The organism is Streptosporangium sp. NBC_01639 (assembly GCF_045209755.1).
GTDB lineage: Bacteria > Actinomycetota > Actinomycetes > Streptosporangiales > Streptosporangiaceae > Streptosporangium.
Genome location: NZ_CP109272.1, coordinates 5,231,882 through 5,253,019 on the forward strand (window position 1 = coordinate 5,231,882; position 21,138 = coordinate 5,253,019).

Below are 21,138 nucleotides of genomic sequence, written 5' to 3' on the forward strand. Positions count from 1 at the left end.
TTAGAGTCCAGAATGCACCATTGAGTGCAAGTTTTACTGAGATCCCCAGGCTGATCGGACAGCTGAGGCAACGCCGTGGCTGTTTGTGGACGATCCCGCTCCAGGGTAAACACCCGTCCCACAAACCATCGATGATCATGTAGTAGTTGCCCGCGTTGCCGTCCTGCCCACGGCCAAGGTTAAAGCCGCAAAGCGATGTTAGGGTGGCGTTGGTCGCCTTTGTCCGTTTCGGACGGTTAGATCATAGATTGCTGTGCAAGCTCTACCTTGCCTAGGTAATGCCCTATCTTAGTAAGTATGGCCGATGATGGATGGGACACCCCTATAGGCACACTCCTTGGACGCGAGGAGCGCATGGCGAAGTATGGAGGTGCCAAGTACGGCGGTATCGAGCCGTCGAGTCGGACTCCAAACGTTTTCGTCTACTCAGATCCCGCTCGTGGTGAAGCCTTCGGTTATAATTTCGACGGCTGGAATAAGGATCGAACAGTTTTTCTCTATACGGGTGAAGGGCGCATCGGCGATCAGCAGATGCGAGACGGCAACCGCGCTATTCTTGAACACCAAGCGCAGGGGCGCGCTCTTCGCGTATTCATAGCTGAAGGTATCATTCCAGGTACCGCCCAAAAAAATCATCTCTATATTGGAAAGTTCGAAATAGAAAAAGGATTGCCGTATTTTTTGGAAGAGGCGCCCGACGAAAAGGGCGAGCTGCGCACGGTCTTCGTTTTTCGGCTACGTCCATTAGACGAAGCTTTCCGTCGCGAGGTCGATCAGAGTAGCAGCGGAGATGTGAAGCCGAAAACCGAAGCGGTGCTCGTTCCGCTGGAAGATCATGCATCGCCGACTTTTGAAAGTTCTGGAACAAAAGCTACTACTGCTGTTCGCCGGGAAAGTGAACTCTGTGCTCGATACAATTCCTACACCGGGCGCCCTTTTCGACGCTGGAAGATCACACCGGCCGGCGAGATTCGTTCGCTATTTACAGATATGTATGACCAGCAAGCGAATGAACTTTACGAAGCCAAGGGGACTACGACGCGCGATGCCGTACGACGTGGCATTGGTCAGTTGCTTGATTATCGACGCCACATTGTCCCCAAGCCGGCGTTAACACTTCTGCTACCGCACCGTCCAAGCGATGATTTAATTGATCTCCTGGGCGATGTAGGAATATCCTGTGTTTATGAAGAGCCTGGTTTAGGTTTCTCTCGCATCGCCCCGCCGTTAGGCGATCATAGATAAAAATTCTGCGCTGGTCTAAGTGTTACTAGACGTCGATATCCTCGCTACCAGCTGCCGTCTCCCCCTAGTGATCTTCATCTTCCCAGGGATGGAGTTGCTCGTTTTAAGCGTCGAGGTGGTTGCTCTCGACATCATTTTAATTCAGGGAAAGCATCTGTAATTATTTTAAGGAGCTCTGCCGCATGCTCTTGGTCTAATTGAAGGGTCTGGCTAGTCTTTTTCTTAGACTGGCGGTTGTCTGATCCATAAGTGTTTAGCTGTAGTAGATTTCCATCTTTGGTGATGATTAATTGATAGCCGCAATCAACTTCTGTTGAATGTTGACCTGTGTTTATGGTGGCGCGGAAAAACTCTCTAACCATAGCCATAGCAGAATTTTGCACTATCTCCCTTGATTTGGGAAGAGGTTGCCTTTCAGTCCTTGCTGGATGCCTGCCAAGAAGCGGTGGCGAGGGACACAGCGGTCCTACTCGTCGTTCCCGAACTGTGGATTCTTGCGAGCAAGTGCGGTCGGTACTACGCGGATCGCGCTGCCGATCTAAAGGAGAGCTGACCATGAAGCCACAAAAGCCGCATTGGGACGATCTGCCCAAGGATGTGTGCGACGCTCTTCAAGCTCGGACCGGCAGGCTGGCCGGGAGGCTGCGCCGTACGTTGGCCGACCACCTCATGCACATCGGCTGGCTCACCGACCCTGCGTGGCGGGAGACCGTCGAGGCCGTGCCCCCGGGAACGCTTCCTCGGGGCGGCCGTCGCCCAAACCACCGAGCACAGCGACCGCTGAGAGGTGATCCGTAAGGCGGATCTAACCCCCGGCGAGTGGCTGGAGTTGGTCTACTGTGACGAGACATGAGTGATCCAGCTCGGCGGGGTGATGGTCGAGGACAGGGCCGGTTCGGGAGCCCCACGTCGTTGTCAACGATGCCGCGCCTAGTCATGCCAATGCTGGAGGCGTCGGAGATCTCCGACGGGGACACGGTGCTGGAGATCGGCATCGGCACGGGCTACTCCACCGCATTGATGTGCCACCGGCTCGGCTCCAGTATGACCCGGATGTGGCGGCCCGGGCCCGTGAGGCGCTCACCGTCGCCGGGTACGCCCCCACGATGGTGACCGGGGACGGCCTTGCCGGGTACGACCGGCTGATCGCCGCCTGTGCGGTGCGCTACATCCCGCTGCCGTGCCTGCGGCAGGTCCGCAACGGCGGCACGATCCGTTACCCCGGGTCGCCAGTACGTCTGGCAGGGCGAGTCGGACGGCCCGAGCTGGGACCGCCTGACCAGCACGGCAGGGCCGTTCCAAACCGGGCCGCTTCAAGCACGGCCGCTCCGCATAGGGCCGCTTCGCGTGCGGGGTGGCCGTCGGCGTCAGGATGACTGCGGTCGCCGTAGTCCCTGGAGGAGCAGTTCGATCAGGCGGCGGGGGTCGTAGCGTGGGCCGCTGTCATGTCCGACGCAGAGATTTCCGATGCCGCGCATCAGTTCGTAGGCGTGGACATCGGGCTTGATTTCGCCGGCCTCGGCCGCGGCGTCGAGCAGCTGCGCGCAGACGGGCACCAGGCGGTCGAGGAAGTAGGCGTGCAGCGCCTCGAAGCCGCTGCCGTCCGACTGTAGAGCGTTGGCGAGTCCGTGCTTGGTGACCAGGAAGTCGACGAAGAGGTCGACCCACTGGCGGAGCGCGGCGAAGGGGGAGTCGGCGTCGGCCAGCAGGGTCGGGCCGGCCTCGGCGCAGGCCTCGACCTGGTGGCGGTAGACGGCGACGACGAGATCCGCCCGCGTCGGGAAGTGGCGGTAGATCGTCCCGACTCCGACGCCGGCTCTGGCAGCGATCTCGCGCACCGGCGCGTCGACGCCGGAGGTGACGAACACCGCGGCGGCGGCATCGAGGAGCGACTGCTGGTTGCGCAGCGCGTCGGATCGCTTGCTTCGGGCCGGTACCTGGCCTGCGGCGGACACCGGGTTCTCCTTCTGGTCGGCGGTCTGAGGGCCGACAGTCTGAAGCCCTGACGGTCGATGGCTTGACTGCGGGCGGTCTGAGGGGTGGTGGCTTGACTGTCGGCGGGTCGGCGGGTCGGCGGGTCGGCGGGTCGGCGGGTCGGCGGGTCGGCGGGTCGGCGGGTCGGCGGTTTGACGAAACGGAACACGGTTCCGTATTGTTCCGGAACGGGGTTCCGCTTTGAGGATAGCTGAAGCGCGGCGTTTCCCGCCCACCTCACCTGCCGCCTGCCGGACAAGACCGGCGGCGACGTCTCGGAAGGCAGACCACTCATGAGCCAATCGACGTACACAGCCGACACCGCAGGCACCGCGGGCATACCCGCTCCCGTCCTGTCGGTCGGTCCGGTGGTGCTGCCGGCGCCGGGCCGCGCCGTGGACCTGCAAGTACGGGTCTCCGCGCCCATGACCGGGAGCGACCTGCCGATCATCCTCCTCTCACACGGTCAGGGTTTCTCCAACCACCTCTCCTCGCTCAACGGCTACGCACCCCTCGTCAACCACTGGGCGGCGCAGGGCTTCGTCGTGATCCAGCCCACCCATCTGAGTTCGAGGACGCTGCGCCTGGACCCCGGCGATCCCGAGGCGCCCCTGTACTGGCGGTCGCGGGTCGAGGACATGAAGCGCGTCCTCGACCAGTTCGACGTGATCGAGGCTGCCGTCCCGCGGCTTCGCGGGAGCTTGGACCGGAGCAGGGTCGCCGTGGCCGGCCACTCGATGGGCGGGCACACCGCGAGCCTGCTGCTGGGCGCCCGGCTCACCGATCCGCACGACGGAACCGAGGTGAACCTGGCCGAGCCGCGGATCAAGGCGGGTGTGCTGCTCGCCGCGCCCGGCAGGGGCGGCGACGCCCTCAACGAGTCCACGGCCAAGGCCATGCCTGTCTTCCTGACCACGGACTTCTCCGAGATGGCGACGCCCGCGCTCGTGGTCGCCGGTGACAGGGACGACTCCGCCCACCTGACGGTTCTCGGCCCGGAATGGCACGCCGACCCGTATCACCTCTCTCCGGGCCCCAAGTCCCTGCTCACCCTGTTCGGCGCGGAGCACGGGCTCGGCGGGATCTCCGGATACGACGTCGCCGAGACCACGGACGAGAGCCCCGAGCGGGTGGCCGCGGTCGCGCGGCTCACCGGGGCCTACCTCCGCGCTCAGCTCTACCCCGGGGACTCCGCCTGGCAGACGGCGTGTGACGCGCTGACGGCCGGACCCGACCCGGTCGGACAAGTCACCTCCAAGTAACGAGGGGGCCGCGCTCACCGCCTGGCGGCCCGGGTCCCCGAGTCGCGGGCCCTTTGCGTTCAGGAGCGCGCGGGCTGGGGCCGTAGCCCGTCGAGGATGAGCTGGGCGAGGTGTGCGGAGCGTTCGCGGCTGGTTTCCGCGCCGGCCATCATCGCGGACAGCAGCGTGAACAGGGCCGCGGGATCATCGGTCGCGGCGATCGGAGAGCGGTGGAGATCAGGTGGGCCAGAACCACTGCGGCGACACCCACACCTGGTTGGCGCCCTCGTAGCAGTTGTACTGCACCGCCTCCCCGAAGTCCGCGGTGCTGTAGTTGAGGATCTCCAGGCACTTCCCGCTGTTCTGGTTGCGCAGCATCATCCTGTTGTTCGGCTGCCCGGGGGCGACCAGGACCTGGACGAGCTCCCACTTCTGGTTGGCGCCGCCGTGACAGGTGTACTGGGTGACGGTCGCGAAGTCGGCGGTGCTCCCGTTGAGCACGTCCAGGCACTTCCCGCTGTTGACGTTGACCAGGGTCTGCCACCCTCCGCCGGCCGGCTGTATGTACCACTCCTGGTTGTTCCCGGTGTGGCACGTGTACTGGCCGACGTCCGCGAAGTCCGCGGTGCTGGAGTACGCCACCTCCAGGCACTTGCCGCTGTGCAGGTTGCTGAAGGTGAAGGACGTGGTGGCCTCGGCGGGCAGGGCGGTGAGGGACAGCAGGGCCGCGGTGGAGAGCACCGCCGCAGCGCGTTTCGACGAACGCATTTTCTGCCTTTCGACGTTGCCTGCATGACGTGTTCAGGCGCCTCGGGGAGCGGTGAGACGGGGGCTCGCATCGCCGTACGCATGGATTATCAGCCCGATCCCCACCCGTTTCCATACCTCCGTCAGTTATCGGACACCCCGCCCCATGCCCGGCGCGATGGCCGGGTTCGGGGATGGGGCCGGTCAGGCCTCGGTGGCGCCGGTCAGCAGCAGTGACTTGCCCACCGTGGTGCGTGCGGCCAGCGCGCGGTGGGCGTCGGCGGCCCGTTCCAGCGGGTAGGTGGCGCCGATCGCGGGCCGCAGCCGTCCTTCCGCCGCCCGCTCCAGCGCCAGGGCCAGCAGCTCGCGCACGATCTTCTGGTCCGGCGGGCCGTCGAACAGCGGGGTGAACACCCGGATGCCGCGACGCGCGGCCACCTCCGGGTCCGGCGCGGCGAAGCCGTCGGCGGTGCCGTAGGTGACGAACCGCCCGCCGTCGGCCAGCGCGTCCACGGTGGCCGTGCCGAGCGGGCCGCCCGCGCCGTCGTAGACCAGCGCGGCGGCGCCGCCGCCGGTCGCCTCGCGGACCCGCTCGATCCAGTCCGGCCGCGTGTAGTCGACGACGACCTCCGCGCCCAGCTCGCGGGCCAGTGCCAGCTTGGCGTCGCTGGACGCGGCGGCCACCACTCGGGCGCCGGCGTCGACGGCCAGCTGCACCAGCAGCGATCCCGCGCCGCCGGCCGCCGCCGACACGAGCACCCACTCGCCCTTCTCCGCGGCGCCCAGCCGTTCCATCATGAGCGCGGTCACACCGTCGTGTACCAGCGCCGCCGCCGTCTCGAAGGGCAGTCCGTCAGGGATCGGCATGATCTCCTCGGTGCCGGCGACGACCCGTTCGGCGTAGCCGGTGCCGGTGCGGACGGCCACCCGCCGGCCGATCCACGCCGGGTCCACCCCCTCGCCGGTCTCCACCACCTCGCCCGATCCGCCGCCGCCCGGCACGTACGGCAGCTCGCGGGGGAAGAACTCCTGGCCCCAGCCGCTGCGCAGGAGAGTGTCGAGGAAGATGACATCCGCCGCAGCCATGCCGACGACGACCTGGCCGGGGCCGGGCACCGGGTCGGGCAGGTCCACCGGGGACAGCACTTCCGGGCCACCGAACGCGGCCACCTGGATCGCACGCATGAGCAACACCCTTCATGGAGAGAACGTCCCGCTCACTCTTCAACATGAAGCATGGTTGAGGTCAACCCGGGCAGTGCTCAGACCCCGGTCAACCCGGGCGGTGCTCAGACCCCGGTCAACCCGGGTGGTGTTCGGACCCCGGGAGAGGGGGCTACGGTCGCAGCCGGGCGGCCCGGGACTCCAGGTAGCGTTGCTCGGCGATACTGGCGGTGGCCTTCGCGGCGCGCCGGTAGTGCTCGTACGCCCCGGCCGAGTCCCCGGTCTTCTCCAGCAGATGAGCCCGTACGGACATCAGCCTGTGATGGGTGGCCATCCGCTCGTCGGTGTCCAACGTGGACAGCAGGGCCAACCCGGCCGCCGGGCCCTCGGTCTCGGTGAGCGCGATCGCCCGGTTGAGGGTGACCATCGGGTTGGGTGCGATCCGTTCCAGGATCAGGTAGAGCGCGTGCACCTGCCGCCAGTCGGTCTCGGCGGCCGTGGCCGCGGCGGCGTGCGTGGCGGCGATGGCGGCCTGCAGCTGGTAGGGCCCCAGCGCCGGGCCGGCCAGCGACGCCTTGACCAGCCGGACGCCCTCGTCGATCAACTCGCGGTCCCACCTCGTCCGGTCCTGCTCGTCCAGCGGCACCAGGTCGCCGGTCGCCGTCGTCCGTACCTCCCGGCGGGCGTGGGTCAGCAGCATCAGCGCGAGCAGCCCGGTCACCTCACCGTCCTCGGGCAGCTGCGCGTGCACCATCCTGGCCAGCCGGATCGCCTCGTGCGCGAGGTCGGCGCGGTGCAGCTCGCTGCCCGAAGAGGCGGTGTAGCCCTCATTGAAGATCAGGTAAAGCACGTGCAGGACGACCCGCAGCCGCTCCTCGCGCTCGGCGCCGTCCGGCAGGCTGAACGAGCCGCCGGCGGCCTTGATGCGCTGCTTGGCCCGGCTGATCCTGGCCGCCATCGTGGCCTCCGGCACCAGGAACGCGCGGGCGATCTCGGCGGTGGTCAGGCCGCCGACCGCCCGCAGCGTCAGGGCGGTCTGGGAGGCCGCGGTCAGCGCCGGATGGCAGCACAGGAACAGCAGGACGAGCGTGTCGTCGGTGTCCGGCACCTCCTCGGGCACCACCTCGGCAGCGGTCACCGACTCCCGCTCGCGACGCGCGTGGTCGCTGCGCATCTGGTCGATGAGCCGCCGGGACGCGACGGTCACCAGCCAGCCGCGCGGGTTGTCCGGCACCCCCTCGGCCGGCCACTGCACGGCGGCGGCGAGGACCGCCTCCTGTACGGCGTCCTCACACCCCTCGAACCGGCCGTGCCTGCGTACCAGCGTGCCGAGGACCTGCGGCGTGAGCTCCCGCAGCAGGTCCTCGACGGCCGGCGCCGTCATGCTCTCCGTCACGCTTCCAATTGTCCGTCGGCGAACATCACCTGCCGCACCTCGATCCCCAGGCCCTCGATCGCGGCGTCCGGGATCTGCGCCGCCAGCTCGATCGCCCGCTCCCTGTCCTCGCAGTCGATGAAGTAGAAGCCGCCCAGATACTCCTTCGACTCCAGGAAGGGGCCGTCGGTCACCACCGGCTGGCCGTTGCGCACGGACACCACGGCGGCCTGGGACGGGTCGGCCAGCACCTGCGTGGTGATCAGCTCGCCGGACTGCTTCAGCTCCTCGATGAACCTGCCGTGGCCGTCGCCGATCGCCGCCTTCTCCTCGTCGGTCAGCGCGTCCAGCACGGCCGGGTTGATGTGCATGCTGATCAGGAACTTCATCGTGTACTCCTCGTGGCGTGCGGGCCCCGGTCAGGTTGCGGACAGACGCGATCGGAATCACTTCACAGTTGCCACAACCGTACGGTCTCGTCCTTACTGCCGGTGGCCAGGATCTTGCCGTCCGGGCTGAACGCCACCGAGAAGACGGCACCGTTGTGGCCGGTGAGAGGCCGGCCGATCGAGGTGCCGGTGGCCACCTCCCACAACCGCACGGTGTCGTCACCGCTGCCGGTGGCCAGGGTCCTGCCGTCCGGGCTGAACGCCACCGACCAGACGTCGTCGTTGTGGCCGGTGAGGGGGCGGCCGATGGGTGTGCGGGTGGCCATGTCCCACAATCGCACGGTGTCGTCGCCGCTGCCGGTGGCCAGGCTGCTGCTGCCGGTGGCCAGGATCTTGCCGTCGGGGCTGAACGCCACCGAGTAGACGGCACCGTTGTGGCCGGTGAGAGGCCGGCCGATCGAGGTGCCGGTGGCCACCTCCCACAACCGCACGGTGTCGTCATAGCTGCCGGTGGCCAGGATCTTGCCATCGGGGCTGAACGCCACCGAGCTGACGGAGCCGTTGTGGCCGGTGAGGGGGCGGCCGATGGGCGTGCGGGTGGCTACGTCCCACAATCGCACGGTGTCGTCACCATTGCCGGTGGCCAGGCTGCTGCTGCCGCTGGCCAGGATCTTGCCGTCCGGGCTGAACGCCACCGAGAAGACGTCGTCGTTATGGCCGGTGAGGGGGCGGCCGATGGGTGTGCGGGTGGCCACGTCCCACAATCGCACGGTGTCGTCACCGCTGCCGGTGGCCAGGGTCCTGCCGTCCGGGCTGAACGCCACCGAGCAGACTCCGTCGTTGTGGCCGGTGAGGGGGCGGCCGATGGGCGTGCGGGTGGCCACGTCCCACAACCGCACGGTGTCGTCATAGCTGCCGGTGGCCAGGATCTTGCCATCGGGGCTGAACGCCACCGAGCAGACCCCGTCGTTGTGGCCGAGGAGGGTGGCGGTGTCTTCCCGGGTGAAGGCGTAGTAGGCGGTCGGCAGGGCGGCGGCCAGGCCTGCGGCGCCCAGCCAGGTGAGCAGGCGGCGGCGGGTCAGGACCCGGTGCGGCGCGGCAGCGGCGTGCTCTTGCGTTGCGGGTTCGGGCGCGGACCGCTCCCCGAGACCGGGAGAGCCGGGTGCGTGCGGTACCGGCGCAGGGGGTGCCGGTTCGGTCGGTGCCGGTTCGGTGAGTGCCGGTTCGGTGGGTGCCGGTTCGGTAGGCAGGGGGACGTCAAGCCGGGTAGCCGGTGCGGACTCAGGGGGCGGGACCGGCGGAGGCGCCTGGGTGGTGGGGGCGGCTGAGCCGGTTTCGATGGCCTGTCGCATCGCCGCGGCATCCCGGTGGCGCTGTCGGGGATCTTTGGCCAGCGCGGTCGCCAGCACCTGATCCCAGAAGGAGGCCAGGGCCGAGTTCAGCTGTGCGGGCGGCCGCGGGGTCTTGTGCAGGTGCTGGAAGAGCACGGTGGTGGGCGAGTCCCCGGTGAAGGGCGGCCGACCGGTGAGCATCTCATACAGCACGCAGCCGGTGGAGTACAGATCCGAGCGGGCGTCGGCGGGCTTGCCGTCGGCCTGTTCAGGCGACATATAGGACGGGGTACCGATCCGTATTCCGGTGGCGGTCAACCGGGTGGCCGTCTCCGACATGAGCTTGGCGATCCCGAAGTCCATCACCTTCACCCGCACCCGGCCGCCGGTGCGGTGGACCATGATGTTGGCGGGCTTGATATCGCGGTGCACCACCTCCCGCCCGTGGCTGTGCTCCAACGCCTCCAAGACCGCCGCCACGATCTGCCCGGCCTCGTTCGGGGTCGGCGGCGCCTGGCGCAGCAGATCGGCCAGTGTCCCGCCCTCCACCAACTCCATCACCAGATACGGAACCGGATCCCCGTCACCGATGTCCTCGCCGATGTCGTAGACGGTCGCGATGTTGGGATGCGACAGGCCCGCCGCCGCCCGCGCCTCCCGGCGGAACCGGGCCCGGAAGTCCTCATCGCGCAGCATCTGCGCGGGCAGCACCTTGACCGCCACGATCCGCTCCAGCTCCCGGTCACGCGCCCGGTACACCACGCCCATGCCGCCGCGCCCCAACGGCTCCAGCAGTTCATACCGCCCTGACAGCGTCCTCACCACAACACCCTGACCCCTTCGCCCCTCTTTGATCAACACCAAACCACGGACAAGAGCACCTTCTGGCCGGACAGCACGAACGGGCCGGTCTGGGTGGGGAAACTGGCATACGACAGGAAGACACAGTGTCCCCTCGGGGGGCTTCCACGGCTACACCAGCCGTTGGCTGCGCCGGCACCCTGACTGTCGTCTCCGGTGCCGCTCCGCCGTGACGGGCGGGATTTTCCACCGGCCGATGTCAAGAAACTCCCGGCCGCTCCGACCGACCGGCGGAACATCGAGAGAACAGGGAGTTTCCCATATGCGAGTCGACCGGGCATGGCTGGGGCTGATCGTCCTCACGCTGCCGACATTTCTCGTCGCGTTAGACACGACGGCGTTGCTCCTCGCGCTTCCGCAGCTGAGCGCCGGCTTGGGCGCCACCGGCGTCGAGCAGCTGTGGATCAGTGACAGCTATGGATTCATGGTGGCCGGTCTGGTCATCACGATGGGTACGCTCGGCGACCGGATCGGCCGCCGGCGGCTGCTGATGATCGGCGGGGCGGCGTTCGCGGTGCTGTCGGTCGTGGCCGCCTTCGCGACCGGCCCGCTGATGCTGATCGTCGCGCGTGCGCTGCTGGGCGTCGCGGGTGCGACCCTGGCGCCGTCCACCCTCGCCCTGATCACCAACATGTTCCACGACGACCGGCAGCGCGGGCGGGCCATCGCGATCTGGGCGACCTGCCAGTTCACCGGCGGCGCGCTCGGACCGGTACTCGCCGGGTTCCTGCTCCAGCACTTCTGGTGGGGATCGGTGTTCCTGGCCGCGGTGCCCGCGATGGCGGTGCTGCTGCTCGCCGGGCCGTTCCTGCTGCCGGAGTACCGCGGCGACCGGGCCGGCCGGCTGGACCCGGCCGGCGTCGGGCTGTCGCTGGTGGCGGTGCTATCGATGGTCTACGGCCTCAAGCAGCTGACCGTCGAGGGCGTGTCGGTCGTGCCGGCGGTGGCCCTCGTCGCCGGCGCGGCCGTCGGGTTCGTGTTCGTACGGCGGCAGCTGCGCCTGGAGACGCCGCTGCTGGACCTGCGGCTGCTGCGCGACCGCCCGCTCACGGCCGTGATCGTCGGGCTGGTCTTCGCCGGTGTCGCCATGGCGGGTACGGGTCTGATGGTGACCCAGTACCTGCAGAGCGTGCTGGGCTTCTCGCCGTTCGTGTCGGCGGTGCTGTTCGCACCGATGGGCCTGGGCGTGGCGGCCGGCACCATGGCCGCGCCGATGCTGACCCGGTGGATGAAGCCGGCGACCGCGATCGCCGGCGGGCTGGCGGTGTCGGCGCTGGGTGGCCTGCTGCTGGTCGGCGTCGGCGGCGGGTACGCCCTGCCGCTGGTGATGACCGGCATCACCGTGCTGGCGCTGGGCGCCGGCCCGCTGTTCGCGCTGGGCACCGGGCTGGTCGTGGGGTCCGTGCCGCCGGAGCGGGCCGGCTCGGCGGCGTCGATGTCGGAGACCGGCAACTACCTCGGCGGTTCGCTCGGCCTCGCGCTGCTCGGCATGGTGGCCGCGGCGGTCTACCGCGGCCGGATGGACGGCACGTCCGACTCGCTGGCCGGCGCGGTCGCCGAGAGCCGGCACCTTCCCGCCGACCAGGGCGCGGAACTGCTGCACGCCGCGCAGGAGGCGTTCACCGCCGGCCTGCACGTCACCGGCGTCGTCGCCGCGGTCATCTTCGCCGGGACGGCCGTACTGATCCTGACCATGCGCCGCCCGGCGACCCGGACCGCCCCGGCCGCACTCCCCGATCATGAGGTGACTCGCTCGTAGGACCCGCCGGGGCCGGTGTCATCCCGAGCTCGCCGCGGCTGAGAGGTCCTCCTCTGGGACGACGCCGTCGCGACCTCCGGAGGAGCCGGTCGAGACCCGGTGACGATGTGCGGGGCACCGCCACGGCGGCAGATTAGGCCGGGTGAACACCTCTTCTCCAGGAAGCCGCCGTACGATCGTGCCGGTCCTGATCATCGTCGTCTGGTCGGTGAGTTATCTGGCCCTCGGCCTGCTCTGGGCTTTCGGAGGGCCCGGATATCCGTTCGACGCCGGCCGTGCGGGCGCGGGCAACACCCTGCTCGACCCTCTTCCGGCGGCGGCCGGCGGGGGCGTGCTGGCGATGTCGGCGCTGGTGGCCGGCGTCGTCGCCGTGCTCGCCGCCAGAGGCCCGCTCAACCGGGCCCCCGCCGTCGTGGCCGTCGTGGTCGGCGTCGGCCTGGCGGTGCTCCTGCCCGACGTGCGCATCATGATGACCGCCGGGTACCTGCCGGTGATGCTGGTTGCCGCGCTCGCCGGCCAGGTCGAGTTCTCGATGATCGCGACCATGCTGACGTGGCCGAGCGTCAACCTGCTCATCCTGATGGCGGCCGGCCTCAGCCTGATGCTCTTGGGGACGCGCGCGCTGATCGGAGGGCTCGGGCGGCCCGGCAGCGCCGCCGGCGCGCTACGGATCGGGCGGTATGCGACCGCTGTCGCGGTCGCCGTCCCCGTCGTCTACGCCGTCACCCGCTTCGGCTGGCTCCTGGGTGTGCCCGTCGGTATCAGCGACCAGTTCCTGGCCTACATCGCCGAGATCACTTCGATCGGCGCCGGTCTCAGCACGCTCGGTCTCGTCGGCGCGGTCCTGACCGTCGGCTTGGTCCGGCCGTGGGGCGAGATCTGGCCGCGCTGGGTGCCGTTCCTGCGCGGGCGGCCGATTCCGGCGCGATTCCCGGCCTACTCGGCTCTGGCCGTCTCCCTCCCCATCACCTCCGCCGGACTGATGTACGTCCGCAAGAAGCTCACCGGCGAGCAGGTCGGCCCGGCGGGGGCGGCCGACGAGCTGGGCGCCTGGCTGCCGGAGATGTTGTGGCCGCTGTGGGGTGCGGCCCTGGCGGTGGCCGCGCTGGCGTACCTCTCCCGCCGCCGGCACCTCGCTCACGCACGCCGACCATAATGGTGGGCGTGCGAGAGCCCCTGTCTCCTGCCGGCGCCGCGGTGGACTCGTTTCTCAACCGGCATCAGGTGAGCGCCGATGCCATGCTCGCCGTCCTGCTCGTCCTGCCGCTCGGCCTGGTCTCGTTGAGCCTGCTCCGGGCCTCGGACAGCCCCCTGTCGCTCCGCCTGCTCGCGGGTCTCGGCCTGCTGGTGCTGCATGGTTGCGTCGTTCCGCGTCGGCTGCGCCCGCTGGCGGCGTACGGACTGGCCGCCGTGGCGATGCTGCTGCTGGTGGCGCTGCCGCCCCTGCACGACCCGGGCGGCGCCTACTATCCGGCGGTGCTGCTGCCGAGCACGCTGGTCTTCGGGCTGCTGCTCTACACGGCGTCCGGCCGGCTCGGCCTGCTGCCCAGCCTGGTCTGCCTGGCCGTCGCCCTGACGGGTGTGGTCCTGGTCCTGGCGCGTCTGTGGGATCCGGCCTCGTGGGGCGGCTCGTCGGGCTCCTACGAGCTGGTCGCGTGGCGGATCGGGCTGTCGGTCGGCCTGGTCGCCGCGGCGGCGTGCCTCTGGTCGCTGGGCCGCCTCAGCCGGATGCGGGTGTTGTTCCTGTCCGAGCTCAGAGCGAAGGCCGAGCGCGCCGAGGCCGACCGTGCGCGGGAGCGGAAAGAGGCGGCGCGGGCGGAGCGCGACCGCATCAGCCGCGAGATGCACGACGTGGTGTCCCACTCGCTCGCCGTCATGGTCAGCCAGGCGGAGGGTGGCAGGCTGTCCGATCCGGACTCGCCCGGGGCGGGCGTGTTCGCCACCATCGCCGGGGTCGGGCGCGAGGCCCTGCGCGACATGCGCGGGCTCCTGGGCGTGCTACGCGCCGACGGCGGCACCGCTCCGCAACCGGGCCTCGGCGACCTCTCCGACCTGCTCGACCATGTGCGTGATACGGGCGTACACGTCGCCGTACAAGAGGTCGGGGACGCCCGGCCGCTGCGCCCCGCCGTCGACCTGACCGCCTATCGCGTCATCCAAGAGGGGCTGACCAACGTGATCAAGCACGCGGGGGCGACGGCCGCGACCGACATGACGCTGGCGTGGCGCCCGGACGGACTGCACATCACCATCACGAACGACGGCGACGGGCCGCCCGCCGAAGAGGCCGGCGTCGGGCTGACCGGGATGCGCGAACGTCTCAGCATGGTGGGAGGCACCCTGGAGGCCGGCAGACGCCCCGGCGCCGGCTTCGAACTGTCGGCCACCGTGCCCTATGAGCCGAGGAGCCTCCCATCATCAGGATCATGATCGTCGACGATCAGGAGCTGCTGCGCAACGGCCTGACCATGGTCGTCAGGTCCCAGCCCGACGTGGAGGTGGTCGCCGAGGCCTCTGACGGCCTGGCGGCCCTGAAGGCGTTGGAGTCGCGGCGCGTCGACGTGGTGGTGATGGACATCCGGATGCCCCGAATGGACGGTGTCACCGCCACCCGGGAGATCCAGCGGCTGGACGACCCGCCGAAGGTGCTGGTGTTGACCACGTTCGACCTCGACGAGCACGCCCTGGCCGCGCTGCGCGCCGGTGCGAGCGGGTTCATGCTGAAGGATGCGCCAGGAGAGGAGATCATCGCTGCGATCCGGCACGTGCACCGGGGCGACTCGATCATCGCGCCCGCCACGACCCGGCGGCTCATCGGGCGGCTCGTCGCGAAGGCCGACACCGATCCGGACGCCGTGCTCAAGGTGCTCACGGAGCGCGAGCGTGAAGTCTTCCTCAGCCTGGCCCGAGGAATGTCCAACGCCGAGATCGGGGTCGAGCTGTTCTTGTCGGAGACCACGGTCAAGACCCACGTGGGGCGCATCCTGACGAAGCTCGGGCTGCGCGACCGGGTCCAGGCAGTGGTCCTGGCGTACGAATCCGGCGTTGTCACTCCGGGCGAGCGTTAGGCACCGGCACCGATCAAAGCGCCGCCGCGTGACTGCTGCCACGACCAAACCTCTTCTGGTCCGGTCTCCACGTTAGTACTCCAGCTGTAGATCGTGATCTTGCCGGTCGGAGTGGGTGGCCTGATCAGCGTTGCACTGTCGGCCAGGCAGCCAGTGCCAGTTCCACGGCTGCGGCCAGCTGGGGGGCGGTGGCGCCGTCCTGGGCTCGTTGCGAGAGTCCCTGGAGGACGGTGGCGAAGTAGTCGGCCAGGGCCCGAGGGCTGGTCTGGGCGGGCAGTTCCCCCGCCTGCTGCGCCTTTCGCAGTCGGGCCTCGAACCCGTCCACGTTCTTGTTGCGTAGATCGCGGAGGAATGCGCGCACTTCCGCATCCTGCGGAGTGACGTTGGTTGCCGCGCTGATGGCCAGGCAGCCAGCCGGGTGCGCGGGGTCCGGGTAGATGGTTGCGGCCTCTCGAAGGATGCGCGCGAACGCCCCGTACGCAGTGGTCTCCTCCTGGAGCGCCACACCTGCGAAGGCGCCGACAGGTGAGCGGCCGTAGGTGTCGACCACTTCCTTGAACAGGGACTTCTTATCTCCGAAGGCCGCGTACAGGCTCCCTGAGCGGATCCCCATCGCCTCGGTCAGCTCGCCGATGGAAACGCCCTCATAGCCTCGCTCCCAGAACAGACGCATGGCCGCGGTCAGTGCCGCTGCGCGGTCGAAGGTGCGCGGACGGCCGCGCTTCGGGGTCTCAGCCATGAGCCACATTTTAGAGTGCTCGACCAACAAACCGTGCTACCTTCTTTCTTGGTCGAGCACTCAACAAATGGAAGGTGGCCAACCACCATGGGTATGCAGCAACTTGAAGGAAAGACCGCGCTCGTCACCGGAGGCAGCAGGGGCATCGGGCGCGCCATCGCACAGCGGCTCGCCCGGGACGGCGCCGTTGTCGCACTGACCTACGCACGCGACGAGACCGCAGCGCACGACACCGTCGAGCGGATCCGGAAGGACGGCGGCCGGGCCTTCGCCTTCCACGCGCAGCTGGGCAGCCACGGCGACGCCGCCGCCCTGTGGTCAGCCTTCGACGCCCAGATCCCCCACCACACACCCGAGCCGGTCGTCGACATCATCGTCAACAACGCTGGTATAGGACGCAGTGCGGACCTGGCGTCACTGACCGAGGACGGTTTCGACGAGATCTTCGCCGTGAACGTGCGAGCGCCGTTCTTCATCGTGCAAGAGGGGCTGAAGCGACTGCGCGACGCCGGCCGGATCATCAACATCTCCAGCGGCGCAGCTCACCTCGCCATGCCGGAGGCCATCGCCTACGGCGCCACCAAGAGCGCCCTCGACAATTTCACCCTCAACCTCGCCAAGGAGCTGGGCGCCCGGGGTATCACGGCGAACTCGGTCGCGCCCGGCATCATCGACACGGACGTCAACGCGGGGTGGCTGCGGGACAACCCGGCGGCCGAAGCCCACGCGGCCTCCCTGGCCGCGCTGGGCCGCGTCGGCCAACCGGAAGACGTGGCCGACATCGTGGCCTTCCTCGCCTCGGACGACGCGCGCTGGGTCACCGGCAAGGTGATCGACGCGACCGGCGGCTCCGGCCTGTGAGCCTGCCCCTTGGGCGGGAGCACCCGTCGGTGACCTCCCGCCCGATGGAACTCGCTGGTGGGAAACGTTCGAAAGCCTGATGGAACGGATAGCGGGCCGATTCGCTCGCATCGAACCCCGACGGCGGGCGGCGCGGCTGGTCCTGGGGCTACTGTCGGACCTGCCGCGGAAGAACTGCTGGACGATCGCGGAGTGGGCTGGGGAGGCGACCCCGCACGGCATGCAGCATCTACTGTGCCGGGCGTCCTGGGACGCCGACGCGGTGCGTGACGACGTGCGCGAGTACGTAGTCGATCATCTCCACGACGACTCTGCGGTGCTGGTCGTAGACGAGACCGGCGACGTGAAGAAGGGCCCCCACGCCGGCGAACTCGCCTACTACTGCTGCCATGCCACCGTGTCGGTCCCACTGAGCGCCCTGGTCAAAGTGGCTGGCTCCCGATGGGCGAGTGGAGGAGACCTTTCAGGCCGAGAAGGGCCTGGCCGGGCTCGACGAGCACCAGGTCCGCCGCTACCCCTCCTGAAGCCGCTGGGTCACCCTCGCCATGCTCGCCCACGCCTTCCTCGCCGTCGTCCGCGCCGACGAACACACCAACCGGCCAGGTCCGGACGACCTCATCCCCCTTACCTGCAACGAGATCCAGCGCCTGTTCCTCTCCGTCGCGGTCCGGCCCCTCCACAGCCTCACCCACCGACTCGGCCGGTCCGACTGGCGACGCCGCCACCAGGCACGATCACAGATCAGCCATTACCGACGACAAGCCACAGCCCAGACATGAAGATCACGATCTACAGCTGGAGCATTAGGAGGGGAAGTGCACGAGCAGGACCGGTAACCGAAGCCCAGGCGACCCTCTGATCTCAACTCCGTACAGGTCCTAGCAGTGCGAGACCCGAGCCACGGAGTACGGCTTGTAGAGGGCGGCGTAGAACTTCTTGTTGCCCTTGGTATGGGCGTTGACCGTCATGCAGCGGTACTTGGAGACCTTGTCGCCGGCTGAGCCCTTCCTGACGAACATGATCCTGGCGCTGACCTTGTGGCTGCAGCGGTTGTTGAAGTAGATGGTCGCGGTCGTGGTGCCCTCGCCCCAGGAGTAGTTGGCCCACTTGCTTGTGGGCTTGGAGCACCTGATGCTGTCGCGCTCGGTCGCGGATCGGGCCGACGCCGTAGCGGCCTTCGCCGCCGCGGTGGCCGCGCTGGTCTGGGTGGTGCCTGTCTGCGCGGAGGCCGCCGTTGCCGGGGTCAGCAGCATGGCTGTCACAGCGGCGGAGCCGAGCAAAACGGACGCAGGCTTCTTGTAGTTCATGCTTCAACCTCCTTGAGGCGACTTGATCTTGACTGAATTACCCTACCGAACATCCCAAATCTGGGTAAAGTTCTGACCGTATTGATCCGTCGGGCGGCGGGACGCCCGGTGCCATCCGGGCATGGGAATGGAGGGCCAGAATTCGGGGGAGCTGGACGGGCGTCCATGGTGGGGCGCCGAACGGTTCTCGAGCCGCTCCGGTACGCGGACCGCGCCCTTCTGCCGGCACCCTGCCGACGGATGGTGGCGCGAGGTCGCGGACGGCGTGGTGACCTCCGTGGCAAGCTTCGCCGCCGGCACCGCCGGCCTACGGCAAGACCGCCCTCGCCGTACGTTCTGGCAACACTGTCAAGCCACGACGTTTCCTATGAGCGCCGACCCGGGCTGCGGTTCACCCCTTAAAGCACTACTCTGTTCACTTCGCACGGGATCGATCGCTGGAGAGAGTTCCTCATGGCCGACCACACCACCCTCATTGACGAACTGGCCAAGGCCGAACAGCGTCTGCAGGCGGCACAGCTCGCCGGAGACGTCGAAGAGCTGGACCGGCTGCTCGATGAGCGGCTCGTCTTCACCGGCCCGCCGGACAACCAGTGCCACCCGGATGCCAAGCAGCTCGATCTCCACAATCACCGCTCACGAACACTGGCCCTGACGAAACTCCTCCAGGAAGACCTCACCGTGCTCGTTGTGGGGAACACCGGCGTCACCTGCTTCCTCGGCACGCTGGAAGGCAGCGTCGCCGGAACGCCATTCGCCGGACGGATGAGCTACACCCGGACGTGGGTTCACACGAACGAGCACGGGTGGCGCATCCTGGCCGCCCACGCCAGCCCGGCGTAAGCGGGCGAGCCACTCCGGCCCGCGTTCGACGAGCCCGCCGGCCACTGATGGCCGCCCTCGATGCCGACGCCGGCCATCGCGCCAGTGCAGATCCGGATGCAGGTCGGTGAACAGCGCCCCGTCGCCGCCCGCGGCCATCTGCCTGGCGCGGTAGATGACGTCCGCGTCGAGCACGGCCCGGATCCGCGACCAATGCGGTGCGACGAGCCGATCGTGGGCCGCGCGTAGCTCCGTGGCGATCACACGCAATCTCGCGCGGCCGGCCGGCCGGCCGTCACGCTCATGCGTGACCCGCCGCTCGTGTCGGCGGTGTCGGCGGCCTACCGGCCCTTGCGGGACCTTCCGCCCGGGCGGGGCGTCGCGCGCCTCGCGCGTCCTGCGCAACGGCGTCTGAAGGAGCGATCCTCCTGGGAGTCTGTGCTAGCCGACACTTTGCCGTCACTGTCACCCTTCGCCCCCTGCCATGCCTTATGGTGATCATCACGGCGGAGTGCACCCCGCCGCACCCCCGACGATGTGTCCATGCATTCGGAGGGAAAAGACCGTGCGTCACCGATCTGTCGTATTCGCCTCGGCCGACGGGGGCGCGCCGATGTTCCCGCCCGCCGCACCCCCGCCGGCGGCGGCACCCACCCCCGACACCACCGTGACGTTCCCGCCGGAAGCCGGCTCCCCGGACATCGCGGCCCCCGCCGGTCCCGCCGGCCCCGGCTCCACCCCCGCCGGCGCCCCCTCACCCGCCGACCCGGCGACCACCCCGGCACGGTGAAACATCAGGTGGCATAGCTGGCTCATCACAATCCTCGGCACGGCGCTTGCGGTCACGCCCCTGTCGGGTGCCACCGGCATGCCCGCCCACACCAGCCCCATCAGCCCCGCAGGCAACCACGCCGGCAGCCACGCCACGATCGGCGCGCGCCTGCTGCAGGCACCGTTCGAGCGCGGGCAGGACCCCCGCACACCGGCCCGGGCCGTCGAGCGCCACCGCACCGTGCGCCGTACCGTGGTCCACGTGCCACCGGGCGGCGGGACCACCCGGGCCGCGATCGGGGAGTCCGGCACGCGGTCCCGCATGAGAGCCGAACCCGGGGTGACGCTCGGCACGGCCGGGAGATTCGCCGTCCTGGCCGGCGCTTCCGTCGTCAACACCGGGGCCACCGTCATCACCGGTGACCTCGGGGTGACGCCGGGCGCGATAGTGACCGGCTTCCCGCCCGGGAGCGTGAGCGGGACGATCCACGTGGACGACGCTGTCGCGGTCCAGGCCCAGACCGACTTCACCACCGCCTACGACGACGTCGCCTTCCGAACTCCTACTGCCACCGTGTCCACCGATCTCGGCGCCACCACACTGACACCGGGGATCTACACCTCTGTCTCGGGCACCTTCAGCAACACCGGGAACCTCACCCTGGACGCCGAGGGGGACCCAGACGCGATCTTCATCTTCCAGACCGTCTCCACCCTCCTGACCGCGGGCGCCAGCACGGTGACCCTCACCGGCGGCGCCCAGGCGCGCAACGTCTTCTGGCAGGTCGGCACCTCGGCCACGCTGGGGGCGGGCTCGACCCTGTCGGGAACCATCCTCGCGCTCGCCTCGATCACCGTCGGCGCGGGCGTGGTCATCGACGGCCGGACCCTGGCCCGTGACGGCACCGTCACCCTGGACACCGACATCATCACGCGGCAGGTCGGCACTTTGTCCATCAGCGCGCCCGAGAGTGTGGACCTGTGGTCCGCGCGGGCCGGCGGCCAAGGCGTGTCGGCCCGGCTCGGTCCCGTCACCGTGATCGACGAACGCTACGACCCGGACGCCGCCTGGATCGTGACGGTCAGCTCGACGCCCTTCACCACCGGAGCCGCCACCCCCTCCCAGACCATCGCCAGGAGCTTCATCGTCTACGCCCCCGGCACGGCCACCGCCACCACGGGGGACGCGACCTTCACCCCCGGCACCCCGGGTGACCTCGGTTCCCCGCGCGTCGCCTTCTCCGCCTCCGACGGCACGGGGGAGAACTCCGCCACCTGGAACCCCACGATCACCGTCACCCTGCCCGCCGGCGTCCGCGTGGGGAGCTACACCGCCACCATCACCCACTCGGTCGCCTGAGCCGCTGCGCGAGGCGCTGACCCGCCGGCTCGGCCCCATCCATCACGCCGACGTGCAGTCGGGGGGATTCACTCCCGGCGTCGCCGCCCGCCTCAGCACCGGGCACGAGCGCCGCGTCGGCCGG

At 68.9% G+C, this 21,138-nt stretch carries 20 protein-coding genes and 1 pseudogene; 12 read left to right on the top strand and 9 right to left on the bottom strand.

Annotated elements, in window-relative coordinates; genetic code table 11:
• The first annotated feature begins 297 nt into the window (after positions 1-297).
• Positions 298-1,245 (top strand): hypothetical protein, encoded by a 948-nt coding sequence (locus tag OHA77_RS23935; RefSeq protein WP_406311732.1) that lies wholly within the window; start codon positions 298-300, stop codon positions 1,243-1,245.
• A 131-nt stretch (positions 1,246-1,376) separates the two neighbouring features.
• On the opposite strand, the gene OHA77_RS23940 is transcribed toward OHA77_RS23935, so the two are convergent.
• Complete coding sequence (locus tag OHA77_RS23940) at positions 1,377-1,613, bottom strand: hypothetical protein (protein WP_406311733.1); 237 nt, start codon at positions 1,611-1,613, stop codon at positions 1,377-1,379.
• 574 nt (positions 1,614-2,187) lie between these two features.
• On the opposite strand from OHA77_RS23940, the gene OHA77_RS23945 reads away from it, so the two are divergent.
• Entirely contained in the window at positions 2,188-2,358 is a 171-nt protein-coding gene (locus OHA77_RS23945) for a hypothetical protein (RefSeq protein ID WP_406319863.1), read from the top strand.
• Between the two features lie 254 nt (positions 2,359-2,612).
• On the opposite strand, the gene OHA77_RS23950 is transcribed toward OHA77_RS23945, so the two are convergent.
• The gene (locus tag OHA77_RS23950; protein WP_406311734.1) at positions 2,613-3,200 is read right to left on the bottom strand and encodes a TetR/AcrR family transcriptional regulator; all 588 of its coding nucleotides are present in this window, start codon (positions 3,198-3,200) and stop codon (positions 2,613-2,615) included.
• Between the two features lie 312 nt (positions 3,201-3,512).
• Between OHA77_RS23950 and OHA77_RS23955 the strand changes: the two genes are divergently transcribed.
• Entirely contained in the window at positions 3,513-4,481 is a 969-nt protein-coding gene (locus tag OHA77_RS23955; RefSeq protein WP_406311735.1) for an alpha/beta hydrolase family protein, read from the top strand.
• Positions 4,482-4,697: 216 nt separating this feature from the next.
• On the opposite strand, the gene OHA77_RS23960 is transcribed toward OHA77_RS23955, so the two are convergent.
• From OHA77_RS23960 to OHA77_RS23980, 5 genes are all read right to left on the bottom strand, one after another.
• A complete protein-coding gene (locus OHA77_RS23960) occupies positions 4,698-5,228 on the bottom strand; it encodes an RICIN domain-containing protein (protein WP_406311736.1) in 531 nt (176 codons plus the stop codon).
• A gap of 183 nt (positions 5,229-5,411) precedes the next feature.
• Positions 5,412-6,392 carry a zinc-binding dehydrogenase gene (locus OHA77_RS23965; RefSeq protein ID WP_406311737.1) on the bottom strand — a complete coding sequence of 327 codons (981 nt, stop codon included), beginning with the start codon at positions 6,390-6,392 and terminating at the stop codon, positions 5,412-5,414.
• A 151-nt stretch (positions 6,393-6,543) separates the two neighbouring features.
• Positions 6,544-7,755, bottom strand: a complete 1,212-nt coding sequence (locus OHA77_RS23970) for an RNA polymerase sigma factor (RefSeq protein ID WP_406319864.1) — start codon at positions 7,753-7,755, stop codon at positions 6,544-6,546.
• Positions 7,756-7,763: 8 nt separating this feature from the next.
• Positions 7,764-8,135: a YciI family protein gene (locus OHA77_RS23975; RefSeq protein WP_406311739.1), complete on the bottom strand. Its 372-nt coding sequence runs from the start codon at positions 8,133-8,135 to the stop codon at positions 7,764-7,766.
• Between the two features lie 62 nt (positions 8,136-8,197).
• Positions 8,198-10,288, bottom strand: coding sequence for a protein kinase domain-containing protein (locus OHA77_RS23980; protein WP_406311740.1), 2,091 nt, complete (start codon positions 10,286-10,288; stop codon positions 8,198-8,200).
• A 301-nt stretch (positions 10,289-10,589) separates the two neighbouring features.
• On the opposite strand from OHA77_RS23980, the gene OHA77_RS23985 reads away from it, so the two are divergent.
• From OHA77_RS23985 to OHA77_RS24000, 4 genes are all read left to right on the top strand, one after another.
• A complete protein-coding gene (locus OHA77_RS23985; protein ID WP_406311741.1) occupies positions 10,590-12,086 on the top strand; it encodes an MFS transporter in 1,497 nt (498 codons plus the stop codon).
• 142 nt (positions 12,087-12,228) lie between these two features.
• Positions 12,229-13,242, top strand: coding sequence for a hypothetical protein (locus OHA77_RS23990; RefSeq protein WP_406311742.1), 1,014 nt, complete (start codon positions 12,229-12,231; stop codon positions 13,240-13,242).
• Positions 13,243-13,250: 8 nt separating this feature from the next.
• Positions 13,251-14,516, top strand: coding sequence for a sensor histidine kinase (locus OHA77_RS23995; protein WP_406311743.1), 1,266 nt, complete (start codon positions 13,251-13,253; stop codon positions 14,514-14,516).
• Positions 14,513-15,154 (top strand): response regulator transcription factor, encoded by a 642-nt coding sequence (locus tag OHA77_RS24000; protein ID WP_326826007.1) that lies wholly within the window; start codon positions 14,513-14,515, stop codon positions 15,152-15,154. Before OHA77_RS23995 ends, OHA77_RS24000 begins: the two co-directional genes overlap by 4 nt.
• Before the next feature lie 124 nt (positions 15,155-15,278).
• Here OHA77_RS24000 and OHA77_RS24005 read toward each other — a convergent pair whose 3' ends face one another.
• Positions 15,279-15,893, bottom strand: a complete 615-nt coding sequence (locus OHA77_RS24005; RefSeq protein ID WP_406311744.1) for a TetR/AcrR family transcriptional regulator — start codon at positions 15,891-15,893, stop codon at positions 15,279-15,281.
• 87 nt (positions 15,894-15,980) lie between these two features.
• On the opposite strand from OHA77_RS24005, the gene OHA77_RS24010 reads away from it, so the two are divergent.
• Both OHA77_RS24010 and OHA77_RS24015 read left to right on the top strand, forming a co-directional pair.
• The gene (locus OHA77_RS24010; protein WP_406311745.1) at positions 15,981-16,754 is read left to right on the top strand and encodes an SDR family oxidoreductase; all 774 of its coding nucleotides are present in this window, start codon (positions 15,981-15,983) and stop codon (positions 16,752-16,754) included.
• A 79-nt stretch (positions 16,755-16,833) separates the two neighbouring features.
• Positions 16,834-17,533, top strand: a pseudogene (locus OHA77_RS24015) (transposase).
• 99 nt (positions 17,534-17,632) lie between these two features.
• Here OHA77_RS24015 and OHA77_RS24020 read toward each other — a convergent pair.
• Positions 17,633-18,061 (bottom strand): hypothetical protein, encoded by a 429-nt coding sequence (locus OHA77_RS24020; protein ID WP_406311746.1) that lies wholly within the window; start codon positions 18,059-18,061, stop codon positions 17,633-17,635.
• Between the two features lie 453 nt (positions 18,062-18,514).
• On the opposite strand from OHA77_RS24020, the gene OHA77_RS24025 reads away from it, so the two are divergent.
• From OHA77_RS24025 to OHA77_RS24035, 3 genes are all read left to right on the top strand, one after another.
• Positions 18,515-18,904, top strand: coding sequence for a nuclear transport factor 2 family protein (locus tag OHA77_RS24025; protein WP_326826006.1), 390 nt, complete (start codon positions 18,515-18,517; stop codon positions 18,902-18,904).
• Between the two features lie 544 nt (positions 18,905-19,448).
• Positions 19,449-19,673, top strand: a complete 225-nt coding sequence (locus OHA77_RS24030) for a hypothetical protein (protein WP_406311747.1) — start codon at positions 19,449-19,451, stop codon at positions 19,671-19,673.
• 78 nt (positions 19,674-19,751) lie between these two features.
• On the top strand, positions 19,752-21,014 hold the full coding sequence (locus tag OHA77_RS24035) for an ice-binding family protein (RefSeq protein ID WP_406311748.1): 1,263 nt from the start codon (positions 19,752-19,754) through the stop codon (positions 21,012-21,014).
• The last annotated feature ends 124 nt before the right edge of the window (positions 21,015-21,138 follow it).

What these genes read in the sequence shown, in the direction of transcription:
- OHA77_RS23935 (WP_406311732.1), top strand. Translation starts at nt 298, where the DNA reads ATGGCCGATGATGGATGGGACACCCCTATAGGCACACTCCTTGGACGC.
- OHA77_RS23940 (WP_406311733.1), bottom strand. Translation starts at nt 1,613, where the DNA reads ATGGCTATGGTTAGAGAGTTTTTCCGCGCCACCATAAACACAGGTCAA.
- OHA77_RS23945 (WP_406319863.1), top strand. Translation starts at nt 2,188, where the DNA reads ATGCTGGAGGCGTCGGAGATCTCCGACGGGGACACGGTGCTGGAGATC.
- OHA77_RS23955 (WP_406311735.1), top strand. Translation starts at nt 3,513, where the DNA reads ATGAGCCAATCGACGTACACAGCCGACACCGCAGGCACCGCGGGCATA.
- OHA77_RS23960 (WP_406311736.1), bottom strand. Translation starts at nt 5,228, where the DNA reads ATGCGTTCGTCGAAACGCGCTGCGGCGGTGCTCTCCACCGCGGCCCTG.
- OHA77_RS23965 (WP_406311737.1), bottom strand. Translation starts at nt 6,392, where the DNA reads ATGCGTGCGATCCAGGTGGCCGCGTTCGGTGGCCCGGAAGTGCTGTCC.
- OHA77_RS23970 (WP_406319864.1), bottom strand. Translation starts at nt 7,755, where the DNA reads ATGACGGCGCCGGCCGTCGAGGACCTGCTGCGGGAGCTCACGCCGCAG.
- OHA77_RS23975 (WP_406311739.1), bottom strand. Translation starts at nt 8,135, where the DNA reads ATGAAGTTCCTGATCAGCATGCACATCAACCCGGCCGTGCTGGACGCG.
- OHA77_RS23985 (WP_406311741.1), top strand. Translation starts at nt 10,590, where the DNA reads ATGCGAGTCGACCGGGCATGGCTGGGGCTGATCGTCCTCACGCTGCCG.
- OHA77_RS24000 (WP_326826007.1), top strand. Translation starts at nt 14,513, where the DNA reads ATGATCGTCGACGATCAGGAGCTGCTGCGCAACGGCCTGACCATGGTC.
- OHA77_RS24005 (WP_406311744.1), bottom strand. Translation starts at nt 15,893, where the DNA reads ATGGCTGAGACCCCGAAGCGCGGCCGTCCGCGCACCTTCGACCGCGCA.
- OHA77_RS24010 (WP_406311745.1), top strand. Translation starts at nt 15,981, where the DNA reads ATGGGTATGCAGCAACTTGAAGGAAAGACCGCGCTCGTCACCGGAGGC.
- OHA77_RS24020 (WP_406311746.1), bottom strand. Translation starts at nt 18,061, where the DNA reads ATGAACTACAAGAAGCCTGCGTCCGTTTTGCTCGGCTCCGCCGCTGTG.
- OHA77_RS24025 (WP_326826006.1), top strand. Translation starts at nt 18,515, where the DNA reads ATGGCCGACCACACCACCCTCATTGACGAACTGGCCAAGGCCGAACAG.
- OHA77_RS24035 (WP_406311748.1), top strand. Translation starts at nt 19,752, where the DNA reads ATGCCCGCCCACACCAGCCCCATCAGCCCCGCAGGCAACCACGCCGGC.